The 14,615-nt window shown below is 74.3% G+C and carries 9 protein-coding genes; 2 read left to right on the top strand and 7 right to left on the bottom strand.

The annotated features are described in order from the left end of the window. Window positions 1–184: 184 nt before the first annotated feature. Window positions 185–1,837, bottom strand: a complete 1,653-nt coding sequence (locus tag EIY87_RS44245; protein WP_125316076.1) for a DUF6461 domain-containing protein — start codon at window positions 1,835–1,837, stop codon at window positions 185–187. A gap of 34 nt (window positions 1,838–1,871) precedes the next feature. Beyond that, a complete protein-coding gene (locus EIY87_RS44240; RefSeq protein ID WP_125316075.1) occupies window positions 1,872–2,204 on the bottom strand; it encodes a cupin domain-containing protein in 333 nt (110 codons plus the stop codon). A 72-nt stretch (window positions 2,205–2,276) separates the two neighbouring features. On the opposite strand from EIY87_RS44240, the gene EIY87_RS44235 reads away from it, so the two are divergent. Both EIY87_RS44235 and EIY87_RS44230 read left to right on the top strand, forming a co-directional pair. Continuing rightward, entirely contained in the window at window positions 2,277–3,215 is a 939-nt protein-coding gene (locus EIY87_RS44235; RefSeq protein WP_125316074.1) for a GlxA family transcriptional regulator, read from the top strand. A 27-nt stretch (window positions 3,216–3,242) separates the two neighbouring features. Continuing rightward, window positions 3,243–3,608: a hypothetical protein gene (locus EIY87_RS44230; protein ID WP_125316072.1), complete on the top strand. Its 366-nt coding sequence runs from the start codon at window positions 3,243–3,245 to the stop codon at window positions 3,606–3,608. Here the strand turns inward: EIY87_RS44230 and EIY87_RS44225 are convergent. From EIY87_RS44225 to EIY87_RS44205, 5 genes are read right to left on the bottom strand one after another with little or no spacing between them, the layout of a single operon-like run. Beyond that, window positions 3,605–4,033: a nuclear transport factor 2 family protein gene (locus EIY87_RS44225; RefSeq protein ID WP_125316069.1), complete on the bottom strand. Its 429-nt coding sequence runs from the start codon at window positions 4,031–4,033 to the stop codon at window positions 3,605–3,607. The two genes, EIY87_RS44230 and EIY87_RS44225, sit on opposite strands and share 4 nt — an antisense overlap. Beyond that, window positions 4,030–4,908, bottom strand: a complete 879-nt coding sequence (locus tag EIY87_RS44220; RefSeq protein ID WP_225440407.1) for an SDR family NAD(P)-dependent oxidoreductase — start codon at window positions 4,906–4,908, stop codon at window positions 4,030–4,032. The genes EIY87_RS44225 and EIY87_RS44220 overlap by 4 nt, the downstream gene beginning before the upstream one ends. Then, window positions 4,905–6,191 carry a phthiocerol/phthiodiolone dimycocerosyl transferase family protein gene (locus EIY87_RS44215; RefSeq protein ID WP_125316065.1) on the bottom strand — a complete coding sequence of 429 codons (1,287 nt, stop codon included), beginning with the start codon at window positions 6,189–6,191 and terminating at the stop codon, window positions 4,905–4,907. Before EIY87_RS44215 ends, EIY87_RS44220 begins: the two co-directional genes overlap by 4 nt. Beyond that, entirely contained in the window at window positions 6,188–7,360 is a 1,173-nt protein-coding gene (locus EIY87_RS44210; protein ID WP_225440406.1) for an FAD-dependent monooxygenase, read from the bottom strand. The genes EIY87_RS44215 and EIY87_RS44210 overlap by 4 nt, the downstream gene beginning before the upstream one ends. Beyond that, entirely contained in the window at window positions 7,350–14,369 is a 7,020-nt protein-coding gene (locus tag EIY87_RS44205) for an amino acid adenylation domain-containing protein (protein ID WP_125316063.1), read from the bottom strand. Before EIY87_RS44205 ends, EIY87_RS44210 begins: the two co-directional genes overlap by 11 nt. Between the last annotated feature and the right edge of the window lie 246 nt (window positions 14,370–14,615).

The raw sequence follows: 14,615 nt of genomic DNA, 5'->3' as shown, positions 1-14,615 counted from the left end.
CCGGCCGGGCCTGCCTTGTGACACCCCCGCCCCGCCCATCCGCGATGTCATGAAAGAGTCGTTCACCTCGCCAGACGACATGAACGACCCTTTCATACATCCCCGCGACGCCGGGCAGACCACGCGGCCAGGAGGCGGGGCCACAGTCGCCGAACGGCTCTGAACGATTTCGATCCAGCAGGCCCTAGGCGCCGGGGATCCGGTAGCCCACCCCGGCGCGTTCGACGGCTTCCAGGTCCTCCGCCAGCAGCCCGCGGCCGGTGAACCGCTCCACCGCGACGAGGCCCTTCTCGTAGTGGTCCCGGTGGTCCGCCAGGTCGAGCCCGGCGAGCGCCGCCGCCACCTCCGGGTGCGCGCCGGGCTCGTCCAGGCCCGGCTCGAACGACGCCAGCACCTCACCGTCGCGGGCGAGCGACAGCCGCGTGAGCGCGTTGACGTTCCAGAACATGCTCGCCGCCCGGCCGGTCCGCGAGACCGCCGTCAGCACTTCCTCGTGCGAACCCTGGTAGCCGTTCTCCTCGATCACCAGCACGACGCCGCCGAGGTCCAGCACCGCCAGCCACGGGTCGCCGTACGCCTCTCGGAGCGCGGTCAGCGGCTCCGGCCGATCCGGGTCGGCGCCGAAGCCGCGCACCACCTCCGCGGTGGGGAGGCCGGTGACCACCGTGACCGTCGCCGCCACCGCCAGGCCGGACTGCTGGATCCAGCGGTAGCGCACCTCCGGCCGGTCCAGGGGCGCCGGTTCGGGCTCGCCGCGCAGGCGGTGGCCGAGGCGGTCGGCGCGGGCGTGCACGCGGGGCGGTCCGGCGGGCGCCGCCCAGATCCAGAGGTCGTAGCTCTCCACGTCCGGGTCGTCGCGGCCGTAGGCGTGCACGCGGACGCGGTACTCGCCGGGCCACGGCGGCGTCGTCACGCCCGCCCCCGCCGACGGCACCAGGACCGCCGAGCCGTGGTCCGCGTGCCAGCCGAGGTCCACGACCTCTTCCCAGCCGCGCGTCTCCACCTCGGCGGGCGGCTCGGCGAGCACGCGCACGCCGACGCGCACCGGACCGGCCGCCGTGCCGGTGCGGATCACCACGCCCCCGGCGGCGGCTTCCACCAGTCCGTTCTCCGAGAAGTCGCCGTACGCCGGGAAAGCGCCCTCGGTCAGGGCGAACACGTGGTCGCGGACGTCCACCGACGTGCTCCCGGACCGCGGCAGCCGGTACTCGGCCCGCTCCTTCTCCCGCACGGCCCCGGCGTACCCGGCGGGCATCGGCGCCGCGCGGAGCAGTCCCGCCGCCACGCCGAGCGCCGTCCCGACGATGGCCGCGATCCCCGGCTGCCCGGCCTCCCGCGCCGCGATCGCCGTGGTCACCAGCGCGATCGCCAGGTGGGCGCCGCCGTGCGCGGCCGCGATCGCCGCTTCGTCGCCTTCGGCGGTCAGGAAGGGCGTGATCGCTTCGTCGGCCACGACGGCCGCGGTCAGGTCCGCCACGAGGTCGAGCAGGCCGGGCCGCACGTGGGCCAGCAACCGCGTCTCCCGCATCGCTTCCGCTTCGCTGTCGGTGAAAGCGAACCCGAACGCGCCGTCCGGTGGCGGGGTCAGCTCCCCCGTCACCGGCGGGGCCGGGATCACCAGCGCGGCCAGGGTCAGCTCGACCGCGCCGTGCACGCGCTCGACCACCCACGACGGCACGGTCCGCAATGAGCGCACGACCTCGGCTTCGGGCCAGTTCGGGAACCGCGGCGGCGGTTCGAGCGCCAGCCGGCCCAGCGCCGCCGCCGGAGCTGGCGGGAGCACGGCGCGGACGACGGGCACGGCGGCGGACACGGCGGCCGCGAGGCTTTCCCCCATGCGGCCACTGTGCCAGAACCACGCGGGGCGCGGATCAGCCCTCGGGGTAGAACAGGAACAGGGTGCAGCCGGTGGCGCTCGCGGGCACGTGCCAGGACCCGGCCGGCGCGTGCAGGAAGGTGCCCGCCGGGTAGTCGCGGGCACCGTCGTGGAACGTGCCCGCCACGACGAAGACCTCCTCGGGCCCGGGTTCGTGGACGTCGCGGCGCGGCCACGACGTGCCGGCGTCCATCTCCAGGACACCGGCGTGCGCGACGCCACCAGTCCACAGTGGACGGAAGCGGATGCCGGGGAACAGTTCGCGGACCGGGGCTTCCGTGACGGCGGCGGAGGTGTAGCCGTCCTGGTCGAGGATCTCGGGGTGCATGCCCGCCACCCTGCCCGCGCGCGGCGGGGCCGAGCCAGTGTCCGGGAAGACGCCTTGGGGTACTTTCGTGCCATGCATCGCGTGGTGGCACTGGTGCGGCCGGTGCAGTCGACGTTCGAGCTCGGCATCGCCGCCGAGGTCTTCGGCACGCCGCGGGCCGGCGTGCCGCGGCACTACGCGTTCGACGTCTGCACCGAGACCCCCGGCCCGGTCCCGACGACGGCCGGGTACGCGATGTCCGTCCCCCGTGGGCTGGCCGCGCTCGCCACCGCCGACACCGTGCTCATCCCGGGCTGGGCGCCGGTCGACGCCCCGCTGTCCCCGCGCGTCCGGCGCGCACTGCTGCGCGCGCACGCCCGCGGTGCCCGCCTGGTGACCATCTGCTCCGGCGTGTTCGCGCTGGCCCGCACCGGGCTGCTGGACGGCCGGTCCGCGACGACCCACTGGGCCCGCGCCGACCAGCTGCGGCGGGAGTTCCCGGCGGTCCGCGTGGAACCCGACGTGCTGTACGTGGACCACGGCGACGTCGCCACGAGCGCCGGCGCGGGTGCCGGCATCGACCTGTGCCTGCACCTCGTGCGGCAGGACCACGGGGCCGCGCACGCCGCGCTGGTCGCCCGGCACATGGTGATGCCGCCGCACCGCGAAGGCGGCCAGGCGCAGTTCGCACCGCCGCCCGCGGCCCCGGACGCGCTGGACGGCCTGCTGGACTGGGCGGCCGGCCGCCTCGGCACGGCGTTGTCGGTGCGCGAACTCGCCACGCACGCGGGCGTCTCCCCGCGCACGCTGGCCCGCCGGTTCACCGGCCAGCTCGGCACGAGCCCCGGCGCGTGGCTGCTGGCGCGCCGGGTGACGGAGGCCAGAGCGCTGCTGGAGGACACGGACCTCCCGGTGGAGGCGATCGCCACCCGGGTCGGCCTGACCTCGGCGGTCAACCTCCGGCGCCGGTTCCGCGATCAGGTGGGCACGACGCCGGGGGCGTACCGGCGGGCGTTCCGGACCCCGTCCTGAGGTTAGTCACCGGGATAGCCTGAGGGCATGTTCTTCCGGCGCGCACGCCACCGGGCACGTCTCTCCGCCGTCGCGGATCGCATCGGCGCGCGGAACGGCGTCGTCCTGAGCGACCACTTCTCCGGCGGCAGCGGCGCCAACGGACCGCTCGTCTTGGGGGTCATCACCCTTCGGGACGGCGCCCCCGCCGAAGTCCTCCGGACGCTGGTGGACGATGCGGCCGCCGGGGGTTACCCGGTTCCACCGAGGCGCGCCGACGCCCACGGGTGCGGGTTCGTCCGCGTCCCGGGGCTGCCGATGCTGATCATCGAGACCTTCGCCGCGGGCAAGATGATCCCGTGGCACGGCGAGGTTCCGCCGGGGAAGACCGGTGTGGTGGTCAGCTTGACCTAGGCGACGATCCGCAACGCCGCCTCCACGCCACCCAGCGCCGCCAAGTGGGACAGCGGGTTCCAGAAGTCCCGGTAGAGCAGGATTTCCCCACCCCGCACACGCACCACCGAGATGTACCGCTGGTGGAACTCCAACCCGGTCCGCAACGCCCGGCCGTCCCCCCGATACTCCGCGATCACCAATTCCGGATCGCCCGTCGGGTGGAACTCCAGTTCCGAAAACGCGACGTCCAGGTGTTCCGCGAACTTCTCCATCTGCTGCCACAGCGCGTCCCGCCCGGCGAACCGGTCCGGCCACCCGGCCGGGGCGTACGGGAACTCCAGCACCCCGTCCACCGCGAACAGGTCCACCCACCCCCTGGCGTCTCCCGCTCCCAGCAGATCCAGGCTGTGCGCCAGGACTTCCTGCGCCGGCGTACGCGTCATGCGGCACCTCTCACGGTCTCTTCGGTGGGCGTGACGACGCCCGTGAACATGCGGTCGATCAGGCGGTCCGGGAGCAGGCGGGCGATGCGGGCGCCGCGGGTCGCGTCCGGGCCCACCGGGTAGCGGGTCTTCGGGCGGGCCGACGACAGGGCGTGGTGGATCGCCGCGGCGACGTCTTCCGGGCGGGTTTCGCTGGCTCGGGCGCCGGCCTCGTTGCCCGCCAGGAAGCGCAGGAACGTGCCGCGGTAGCGGCGGGCGACCGGCTCCGGGGCGGCCGCCAGCACCGCGTTGCCGCCGCGGGAGACCTTGTCCCAGATCGGGGTCATGATCGCGCCCGGGCGGACGACGGAGACGCCGACGCCGGCCGGGGCCAGTTCGCGGCGGAGGGCGTCGCTCATCGCTTCCTTCGCGAACTGCGCCATCGCGTACGCGCCCAGGTACGGGACCACCAGTGCACCCAGGCCCGACGTGACGTTGACGACCCGGCCGCCCGCCGTGCGCAGCAGCGGGAGGAACGCGCGGGTGACCGCCAGCGTCCCGATCACGTTCGTCTCCAGCTGGCGGCGGAGGTCGGCCGACGACAGGCACTCCACCGGCGCGGAGACGCAGATGCCCGCGTTGTTGACCAGCCCCCACACGCCGTCCGGGCCGTCGAGCGCGCCCGCCGCCGCGGCGATCGTGCGCTCGTCCGTGACGTCGATGATCGCGTAGGTCAGGGCGGCGGACTCGGCCAGCAGCGCCTCGCCGTCCGCGGCCCGGCGCACGCCCGCCACCACCCGGAAGCCGGCCGCCGCGAGCGTCAGCGCGGTCGTCCGGCCGAGACCGGTCGACGCGCCGGTGACCACGACGGTCCGGCCGTTGTCCTTGCTGCTCAACACGATTCACCTCCACACGCTGCCCGCACCGCGTCCAGGCAGCGGTCGGCGAGGGCGGCGGCCCGGGCTTCGGGCACCGCGTCCTCGATGTACGCGCAGTTCCAGAACAACCGGCCGTGGCTGGTGTTCACGGTCGCGACGACGTAGCCGTTGACCGACAGGCCCGCCACGAACTGGCTGCCGCGCACCCGCCACCGGCCGACGACGTCGGGCACGTCGAACCGGCCGAGGTTGGACAGGCACAGGTTGATCGGCCCGCTCTCCTCCATGAACCGCATGATCGGCTCGGCGTCCGCCATCGACTTGAGCCCGCTGCCCGCCACGAACCCGACCAGGTCGAAGTGCTCGCCACGCTCCTTGCGCCGGGCCAGGTCCGCGCTCGCCGCCCGGGCCGCGTCCCACAGCGGCACGTCGCAGTCGACGAACGTCGGGATGGTGGCCACGTACGTCCCGGCCTCGTCCGCGGCGACCGGCGGGACCAGCTCCGCCCGGAAGTCGACCGGCGATCCGATCGCGACGTGGCCGGACTCGCCGGCGGCGCGGGCCAGCGCCGCCGCCAGCAGCCCGTGCACCGTCGTCCCCTCGCGCCGGCACGCCTCGGCGACGGCGCCCAGCTGGGCGCCGTCCAGCTCGCGGTGCAGGAACCGGGTGCGCCGCGAAGCCATCGGCACGGCCGCACTGGGCTCGAACCGGCTCGGCCGCAGGCGCGCGATTTCGTCGGCGTCCCGGCGCTGCTGGTCGGCACGGCGTTGCTCGCCGGCACTGCCGAGGTTGCGGGCCGGCATGACGTCCTCCGGTGACGGGGGCAGCCGCGACGGCAGCGGCAGCGGGTCGCCCCGCTCGATCTTCGCCGCCAGTTCCAGGCATTCCCGGGCCAGCGAAAGCGCGGTGGTGCCGTCCGCGACGCAGTGCGGCAGCGTGAGCAAGAGGTCGTGCTCGCCGTCCCGGTCGAGCAGCGTCGCCCGGATCAGCGGGCCGAGCCGCCACGGCACGGCTTCGGCCAGCTCGGTTTCGTCGACCTCGCGCACCCAGTCGCCGCCGGTGACGTACCGCAGCGGGATCCGCCGGGTGGTCGGCACCCACACCGGGTCGTTCCCGTCGGCGTCGGTCTCGATCCGCAGGCCCAGCAGCGGGTGCCGCCGCTGCAGCGCGTCGAGCGCCGCGCGCACCAGGCGCGGCGGAAGCTCGCCCCGCACCGAAACCCGCGAGACCACGTTCAGCGGCGAGACCTGGTCACACCACCAGTACCAGCGCTCGACGGCGCTGAGCGGACGGCCGTTCATCCGCGGACTCCGGGGAAGGTCAGCAGGTCGCGCTGCGCCGCGACGAGGTCGTCGAACGACGTCCCCCGCAGCTGCTCGTCGCGCGCCCGCCGCAGCTCCGGGTCCTCCAGCTGCTCGCTTTCGCTCAGCGCGCGCGACGCCTCGACGACCATCCGCGTCCGGTCCCGCCGCTGGTCTTCGTAGCTGCGCAACGCCGAGACCGGGTCGTCGCCGAGCCGCGCCAGGGTGCTGGCCAGCACGACGGCGTCTTCGACGGCCATTCCCGCGCCCTGGCCGAGGCTGGTCAGCATCGGGTGCGCCGCGTCGCCCAGCAGCGTCACCCGGCCTTCGCCCCACTTCTCGAGGAAGCCGCGGTCGCGCGCGGGGACGGCGATGACGCGCTCGATCGGGGTCGCGGCGATCGCGGCCGTGACCTCGCCGGCCCAGCCGTCGTAGAGCGCCAGCAGGTCTTCGCGGGTGCCCCGCCAGTCGCGGGCTTCGGCCACCGGCAGGTTCTTGGTGCCCCACCAGTAGACGTCGCCGCCGCCGATGTCGAGCAGCCCGAAGCGCTGGCCGCTCCCCCAGTAGTGCGCGACGGCGCCCTTCGGCAGCGCCGGGTGGCGGAACGGCGTGATGGCGAGCCAGCAGACGTAGCCGGGCTCCAGCACCGGCTCGTCCGGACCGGCGAACTGCCGCCGCACCACCGAGTTGAAGCCGTCCGCGCCCACGACGACGTCGCCGCGGGCGGTGCTGCCGTCGTCGAATTCGACGGTCGCGCCGGCCACCCCGGACTCGACGCGGACCGCCCGCCTGCCCAGGAAGACCGGGACGTCGCCGGCGGCTTCGCGCAGGGCCTCGTGCAGGGCGTTGCGGCCGATGCACACACTCGGCGCGCCCAGCTCGCGGCCGAGCTCGGGCATCGGCAGCCGCACGATCTGCCCGCCTTGCGCGTCCTTGATGTCGAAGGCGGTGACGACTTCGCCGCGGCGCGCCAGGTCGAGGTCGATGCCGAGGGTGGCGAGCGCGGTGATGGCGTTGGTGATCATGCCGAGACCAGAGCCCTCCGCGCGCAACGACGTGGCCCGCTCGTGCACTTCGGCGTCGATGCCGCACCGCCGCAGCGCGGCCGCGAGGGCGAGGCCGCCGATGCCGGCTCCGAGCACGATGACCTTCAGGTGTTCAGCTGGCATGGGACCGCGCCTCCTGGCCGTGGATCAGTTCGCTGACGACGCGGGCGAGCCGCGCGACCCGGGGTTCCTCCATGATCGTCAGGTGGTCGCCCGGGGTGGTGACGACTTCGACGGTGCCGCCGGTGAGCGAGCCCCAGCCGTTGTCGGGCCGGTGGTGCAGGCTGCCCGCCGCGCCGTGCATGGCCTCCAGCACCTTGGGCAACGGCTCTTCGGCGCGGACGAGGACGATGTCCTGCGCGGTCTCCGGCGGCCGGTACGCGAGCGTGGCCTGCCAGTTGGCGCGGTAGAGCCGGAACAGCCGCCGGATCACCGCGGCCGAACTGCCCGCCGGCAGCACGCCGAGTTCAGCGGCCCGCTGCGCGATGTGCTCGAACCGGTCGTCGAGCGACACGACGTGCGCGGGCAGCCCTTCGAGCGGCGAGGCACCGCCGCGCTCGATCCACAGCAGCTCCCAGAAGAACCAGCCGAGCAGCGCCTCGTCGGTGTAGCTCTCCCGCAGCAGCGGGTTGACCGCCACCGTGTCGAGCAGGATCGGCCGGTCCACCGCTTCCCCGGCCGCCCCCAGGCGGCGGGCCAGCTCGAACGCGACGAACCCGCCGAAGGACCACCCGGCGATCGTGTACGGACCGCGGGGCTGCACCGTGCGGATCTCCGCCAGGTAGGCGGCGACCAGATCCTCCACAGTGGACAGCGGGGTGCTGCCCGGCTCCGCGCCGGCCGCTTGCAGGGCGTACACCGGCAGGTCGTCCGGCAGGTGCTTGACGAGTGGCACGTAGCAGAGCACGTTGCCGCCCATCGGGTGCACGATGAACAGCGGCCGCCGGGCGCCGCGCGGGTGCAGCGGGACGAGCGCGGAGAACACCGGCCTCGCCGCCCCCAGCCGCCGGGCGAGCGTCGCGACCGTGGGAGCGCTCAGCAACGCCGACGGCGCCAGCTCGGTGCCGAACCGCTGCTCCAGGGTCACCACCACCCGCATCGCGACGAGCGACGTCATGCCGAGGTCGAACACGTTGGCGTGCACGCCGATCGCGGGCAGCCCGAGCAGGTCGGCGACCAGCTCGGCGAGCACGCGCTCGCGGTCGTCGCGCGGCGGCGTCGTGTCGTGCGTGCCGGCCACTTCCAGCGGCAGCGCGCGCAGGGCCGCGTCGTCGCGTTTCCCGCTCGGCGTGCGCGGCAGGTCCGGCAGCCACTGGAAGTGCGTCGGCACCAGGTGGTCCGGCAGGGTCTCGCGCAACGCGGCACGCAGCCCGCCCGCGTCGGCGGGTGGCCCGGTCAGGAAGGCGACCAGCTCGTTGTCCCCGCCCGGCTGCCGCGGCCGGACGACGACGGCGACCTCGCCGAGCCCGCGGCCGAGTTCACCGAGGGCGAGTTCCGCTTCCGCCGGTTCGACCCGGAAGCCGCGCACCTTGGCCTGGTCGTCCGCGCGGCCGGTGCAGACGATCGAGCCGTCGGGCAGCGCGTAGCCGAGGTCACCGGTGCGGTAGAGCCGGCCGGACCCGGTGTCCCGGAAGCGTTCCGCGGTGAGGTCGGCGCGGCCGAGGTAGCCGTGCGCGAGGCACGTGCCTGCCGCGTACAGCTCGCCCGTGACGCCGGGCGGGACCCGGCGGAGGTCCGCGTCCAGGACGTGCAGCGCGGCGTCGTCGATCGGCGTGCCGATGGGCGGCAGGTCCGGGAAGCGCTCCGGCGGGCCGGTGAGCGCGTGGTGGGTGACGACGTGGGTTTCGGTGGGCCCGTACTGGTTTTCCAGCAGCACCCCCGGCACCGCGGCGCACAGCCGCCGGATCTCGTCGGTGATCCGCAGCTGCTCCCCCGACGAGATGATGACGCGCAGGTCCCCGGGGTACGCGCCCGACGCCACGGCGGCCGAAGCGAGCTGCTGGAGCGCGACGTACGGCAGGAACACCCGCTCGACGCGGTGGGCCCGCATGAGCCGCAGCACCGCCGCCGGGTCGCCCCGGTCCGGGACCAGGCACAGCGTCCCGCCGAAGCACAGCGTCGCGAAGATCTCCTGGAACGACACGTCGAAGCTGAGCGGCGCGTACTGGAGGGTTACGGCGGCCCGGCCGCTCGCGGTCCGGTGTTGCCACGCCACGAGGTTGGCCAGTGCCCGGTGCGGCATGGCGACGCCCTTGGGCTGCCCAGTCGAGCCGGAGGTGAACAGCACGTACGCGGTGGTTTCCGGGGTGACGGTCCCGCTCGGCGGTTCGCCCGCCGGCCGCAGGAGTTCCGCCGCGGCCGCGGTCCGCCGCTCGGGCAGCGCCGGGTGGGACCCGACGACCAGGTCCGGGTCCGCGTGCTCGACGAGGTGCGCGAGCCGCCGCGGCGGGTATCCGGTGTCGAGCGGCAGCACCGCCGCACCCGCCTTGAGCACGCCGAGCAGGACCGCGATCGTCTCCGGGTCCCGCCCGGCCGCGACCCCGACGATCGAGCCCGGCCGCACGCCGCGCCGCCGCAGGTTCGCCGCGACCGCGTCCGCCGCCGCGCCCAGCCTGCCGTAGGTCCACTCCCGCTCACCGGTCAGCGCGAGCGCGGCCGGGTGCGCCGCGGCGGACCGGTCGAACAGTGCGACGACGTCGGCGTGCCGCGCGGCCGGGACGGCTTCGGGCAGCGGGGTGGTGAGGAAGCCCAGGCCTGCGGGGTCGTCCGGCCGGTCGAGCAGTTCGGTCAGCACCCGCACGTAGTGCTCGCCGTACAGGCGGAGCTGGGCGGCGGTGATCGTGGTGCCGTCGCCGTCCACCCGCAGCCACAGGTGCTCGTCGGCCGGATCGGTCACCACGTTGACGAGCAGCTCGAAGCTGGTCTGCTCGTAGGTGTCGAACGCCAGCAGGTCGACGCCGGGGATCCGGACCGCGGCGCCGAGCTGCCGGAAGTGGACGTAGTTGAACGCGGTCACGGCGGGCGGGCGCCCGAGCCGGTCCTGGATGGCGCTGAGCGGGTAACGGCGGTGCGTGTACGCCGCCTGCTCGGCGAGGAACGCTTCGCGGACGACGCCGGACCAGGTGCGGCCGGCCGCGGACACCCGCAGCGGCAGGGTGTTGAGGAAGAGCCCGGCCACGCCGTCGTGCGTGCGGCCGTGCGTGACGACACCGGTCGTGACGTCGGGGTTGCCGGAGAACAGGCCCAGGGTGAGGCAGTGCGCGGCGACGAGGACCGACTTCACCGAAACGGCGCGTTCGCGGGCGAAGTCCCGGACCCGCACGCCGAGTTCCGGTGCCAGGTCGGTGCGGTGCGAGGTGGCGCGCGCGCCCCGCGGTTCGTGCGGGCCGAACCCGCCGATCGAGGACCCTTCGCTCCCGTCGAGCGTGCCGTGCCAGAAGTCGGCGCTCTCCGTCGAAGCCAGCGCGTCGCGTTCTTCGCGCAGGTACGCCGCCGCCGAGGGCAGCGGCAGGTCCGGGACCGGCTCGGCACGCAGGCCAAGGCCGTGCGCGTAGCCGCGCAGCAGCTCGCTCACCAGCGTGGCGACGCTGCCGCCGTCGAGCAGGGCGTGGTGGAAGCTGAGCACCAGGTCCAGGCCGTCGTCGCGGACGTGCGCGCGGAACAGGTACAGCGGCGGGGTCCCGAAGTCGTAGTCGTGGCGACGCCGCCGCTCGATGTGGGCCAGCACTTCGGCTTCGGCCGCCGCGTCGGCGATACCGCGGAGGTCGGCTACCTCCAGCGCGCCGGGCACCCCGTGGTGCACGATCTGCAGCGGCTCCGCGTACTCGCCGGGGTGGAAACTCGTCCGCAGCGCGGGGTGGCGCCGGGCGAGTCGGGCGACCGCCTTCCGGAACTCCGGCTCGTCCCACGGCACGCGCAGGCGGTACCGGAAGACGTCCTTGTAGACGGTCGAGCCCGCTTCCCGGCTGTGGTAGAGCAGGCCCTGCTGGAGCCGCGTCAGCGGAAAGGCGTCCTCGACTTCGCCCAAGCGGACGCGGTCCACCGCCGACACCAGCCCGAGCCGCGGCGGCGGGGTTTCGTCCGCCCCGCTGCTGTCGACGTGCTCGGCGAGCCCGGCGACGGTCGGGTGGCGCACGAGATCGGCCAGCGCGAACCGCAGGCCGCGCTTCTCGGCGAGCGCGCGGATCCGCAGCATCAGCAGGGAATCGCCGCCGAGGGCGTAGTAGTCCTCGTCGGGTGACTCGGGCGTGCGGCCGAGCACTTCGCCCCAGATCCCGGCGAGCACGGCTTCCCGCGCGGTGAACGGCCGGGCTCTCCCGGCGCTGCCCGCCGCCGGTTCGGGCAGCGCGCGGCGGTCGGCTTTCCCGTTGGGGGTGAGGGGAATGCGGTCGAGCGGGACGAGGAAAGCCGGGATCATGTACTCCGGCAGCTCGCGCGCCAGGTGCTCGCGCAGGCCCGTGCCGTCGCCGACGTAGTAGCCGACGAGGTGGGTGCCCCGGGCGGCGGTCGTCCGGTCGACCACCACCGCGCCGGTGACCCCGGGCGCGCTCAGCAGGACGCCGGCCACCTCGCCGGGTTCGACGCGGTTGCCGCGGATCTTGACCTGGTCGTCGAGCCGGCCGAGGTACTCGAGGTCGCCGCCGGGAAGCCAGCGCGCGAGGTCGCCGGTGCGGTAGAGCCTTCCCTCGCCGCGGAACGGGTCCGGGACGAACCGGTCCGCGGTCAGCTCGGGCCGCCCGAGGTACCCGGCGGCGACCCCGGCCCCGCCGATGCACAGCTCGCCCGCGACGCCGAGCGGTTGCGGCTCGCCGTGCGCGCCGACGACGTGGAGGCTCGTGTTGTCGATCGGGCGGCCGATCGGGACCCGCGCGATCGTGGTGTCCGCCGGGCAGTCGTAGTACGTCACGTCGACCGTCGCCTCGGTCGGGCCGTAGAGGTTCACCAGTTCCGGGCCGCCACCGTCCACCCGGAACAGGCGGTTGAACCGTTCGACGCTCGCCGCGGGGAGCGCTTCGCCGCTGCAGAAGACGCGGCGCAGCGACCCGGCGTCGCGCTCGGCGGTTTCGAGGAACGAGGCGAGCATCGAGGGGACGAAGTGCACGACCGTGACCCCGTGCGCGGCGACGGCGGCCCGGATCGTCCGCGGGTCCTTTTCGCCACCGGGCGGCAGCAGCGCGACCGCGGCGCCTTCGAGCGCCCACCAGAACAGCTCCCACACCGAGACGTCGAACGCGATGGGCGTCTTCTGCAGCAGGACGTCGTGCTCGCGCAGCGGGTAGCGGCGCTGCATCCACGCCAGCCGGTTCACGACCGACCGGTGGCGCACCAGGACACCCTTCGGGCGGCCGGTCGAGCCGGAAGTGTAGATGACGTAAGCGATGTCGGTGGCCGTGGCCCGCGGGCCGACCGGCGAGGCGTCGCCTTCGCGCAGGTCCCCGACCCGCCACACGGGCGTCCCGGGCAGCGGCGGCAACGCGGCCGCGCCGGACACCAGTACGACCGCGGGACGGCTGTCCTCGACCAGGAACCGGAGGCGTTCGGCGGGGTGCGCCGGATCGACGGGCACGTACGCGGCGCCCGCCTTGAGGACGCCGAAGAGCGCGGGCAGCAGGTCCGGCCCGCGTTCCAGCGCGACGACGACCCGGTCACCCGGGCCCACGCCCGCGGCGATCAGCTTGCGGCCGACCTGGTTCGCGGCGGCGTCCAGCTCCGCGTAGGTCAGGCGGAAACCCGGGCCGGTGACGGCGACCCGGGCCGCGCGCCGGGCGGCCTGCTCCTCGAAGAGACCGCTCAACGTGGCCTCGTCGCGGAACGGGACCTCCGCGCCCCGGCCGTACGCCGCCAGCAACGCCCGCTCGGCGCCGGGCAGCATCGGCACCTCCGCGACCGGCCCGTCGGCGCCGTCGATCCCGTTTTCCAGCAGGCGCCGGAACAGTGCCGCCACGCGGTCGCCGGGCAGTTCGGCGCCGAAGACGTCCCGCGCGCAGTCGAGGGACACCTCGACGTCGTCCTGTTCCTCGACGGCCGTGACGACGATGGACAGCGCGTCCCGCTCGTGGCACAGCGTCTCCATCACCGTGCGGTGCACCAGGTTCGTGCGCAGGCGGGGCAGCCGCACGTAGCTGAGGGTGACGTCGTAGAGCTGCCGGGGCCGGCCGGGCAGCTCGCGCAGGATGTCTTCCAGCGGCGTGCGGCCGTGCCGCTGCATCCCCCGCGTGGCCGCCTGGACGTCCGAGACCAAGGCGCGCACGGTGGCCTCGCCGGGCACCGCGATCCGCAGCGGCACGGTGTTGGTGAAACTCCCGACGGTGTCGAGGAATTCGTCGTCGCGGTTGAGCAGCGGCACCCCGATGACGCCTTCCGCGGACCGGTGCACGCGCGAAAGGAAAACGCCGGTCATGGTGGCCAGGTACGGGAAGATCGGCAGCCCGGCGGCGCGGACGCGGGCCACCCAGTCCCCCGGCAGCCGGAAGCCGTGCCGCGTACTTCCCGCCGCAGTACCGGATTTCGCGAAGAGCACCGGACCGGCTCCGTCGAGCGCAGTGCGGTGGAACGCGAGATCGTCCTGGAACGCCGGGGAATCCCGGTAAGCCGCGGCCGCCGGCAGGCTCCGCCGGAAGGAGACCGGCGCCCGCCGGATCCGGGTAAGCCCTTTCAGCGCGTCGTCGTAGTCTTCGACGAGCTGGTTCGCCACCACGGTGAACGAGCGCCCGTCGGCGACGAGGTGGTGCGCGACGAGCTGCGCGTGCGCGACACCCGGCGACTCGACGAAGAGCGTCGCGCGCACCATCGCCCCGCCCAGAGGAAAGGGCCGCCGCTGCTCTTCCCGCATCACCGCCACGGGATCCACCACCGCGGGCAGGTGGGCCACCCGCACCGCCGGGCGGTCGACCGCGTGGAACTCCTGGTGCGGAACGCCTTCGACGTCGGAGTAGACCGTGCGGAAGTTCTCGTGCCGCGCCAGCACGCGCGAGAACACCTTGGCCAGCAAGGGAAGGTCCAGCTCGCCCTCGAACCGGACGCGCAGCAGCAGGTTGTACTGCGCGGAGTCGCTGTCGAGCGCGACGGCCGCCCAGATACCGGACTGGTAAGGGGAAAGACCGTGCACGTTCGCGTTCCGGTGGTCGCGCATGGACCGAGGCTAGGTCCGGCGCGCCGGGCACCTCCTCCTGTCGAATGCGAACGGGCCCGGAAGGTGAACATGACACTGGCGGCCGTGTGAGATCGGCCCGTCCCCGCATGAGCGGCGCCTAGTCCGCACCCCGCGCGTTCGACTCGATCGACGCCGCTCTTGACGCCGGGCGGTCCAAGGTGGTCCTATTCTTGGGAGCGCTCCCAGTCGCAGCGGGACAACTTTCAAGACCGATCTGAAGGAGTT

It is taken from the genome of Amycolatopsis eburnea (assembly GCF_003937945.1).
In the GTDB taxonomy this organism is placed as follows: domain Bacteria; phylum Actinomycetota; class Actinomycetes; order Mycobacteriales; family Pseudonocardiaceae; genus Amycolatopsis; species Amycolatopsis eburnea.
Note: the sequence above shows the minus strand (reverse complement) of the source record. Positions and strands in the feature narration are given on the sequence as shown.

What these genes read in the sequence shown, in the direction of transcription:
- EIY87_RS44210 (WP_225440406.1), bottom strand. Translation starts at nt 7,360, where the DNA reads ATGCCAGCTGAACACCTGAAGGTCATCGTGCTCGGAGCCGGCATCGGC.
- EIY87_RS44225 (WP_125316069.1), bottom strand. Translation starts at nt 4,033, where the DNA reads ATGACGCGTACGCCGGCGCAGGAAGTCCTGGCGCACAGCCTGGATCTG.
- EIY87_RS44205 (WP_125316063.1), bottom strand. Translation starts at nt 14,369, where the DNA reads ATGCGCGACCACCGGAACGCGAACGTGCACGGTCTTTCCCCTTACCAG.
- EIY87_RS44245 (WP_125316076.1), bottom strand. Translation starts at nt 1,837, where the DNA reads ATGGGGGAAAGCCTCGCGGCCGCCGTGTCCGCCGCCGTGCCCGTCGTC.
- EIY87_RS44240 (WP_125316075.1), bottom strand. Translation starts at nt 2,204, where the DNA reads ATGCACCCCGAGATCCTCGACCAGGACGGCTACACCTCCGCCGCCGTC.
- EIY87_RS44215 (WP_125316065.1), bottom strand. Translation starts at nt 6,191, where the DNA reads ATGAACGGCCGTCCGCTCAGCGCCGTCGAGCGCTGGTACTGGTGGTGT.
- EIY87_RS44230 (WP_125316072.1), top strand. Translation starts at nt 3,243, where the DNA reads ATGTTCTTCCGGCGCGCACGCCACCGGGCACGTCTCTCCGCCGTCGCG.
- EIY87_RS44235 (WP_125316074.1), top strand. Translation starts at nt 2,277, where the DNA reads ATGCATCGCGTGGTGGCACTGGTGCGGCCGGTGCAGTCGACGTTCGAG.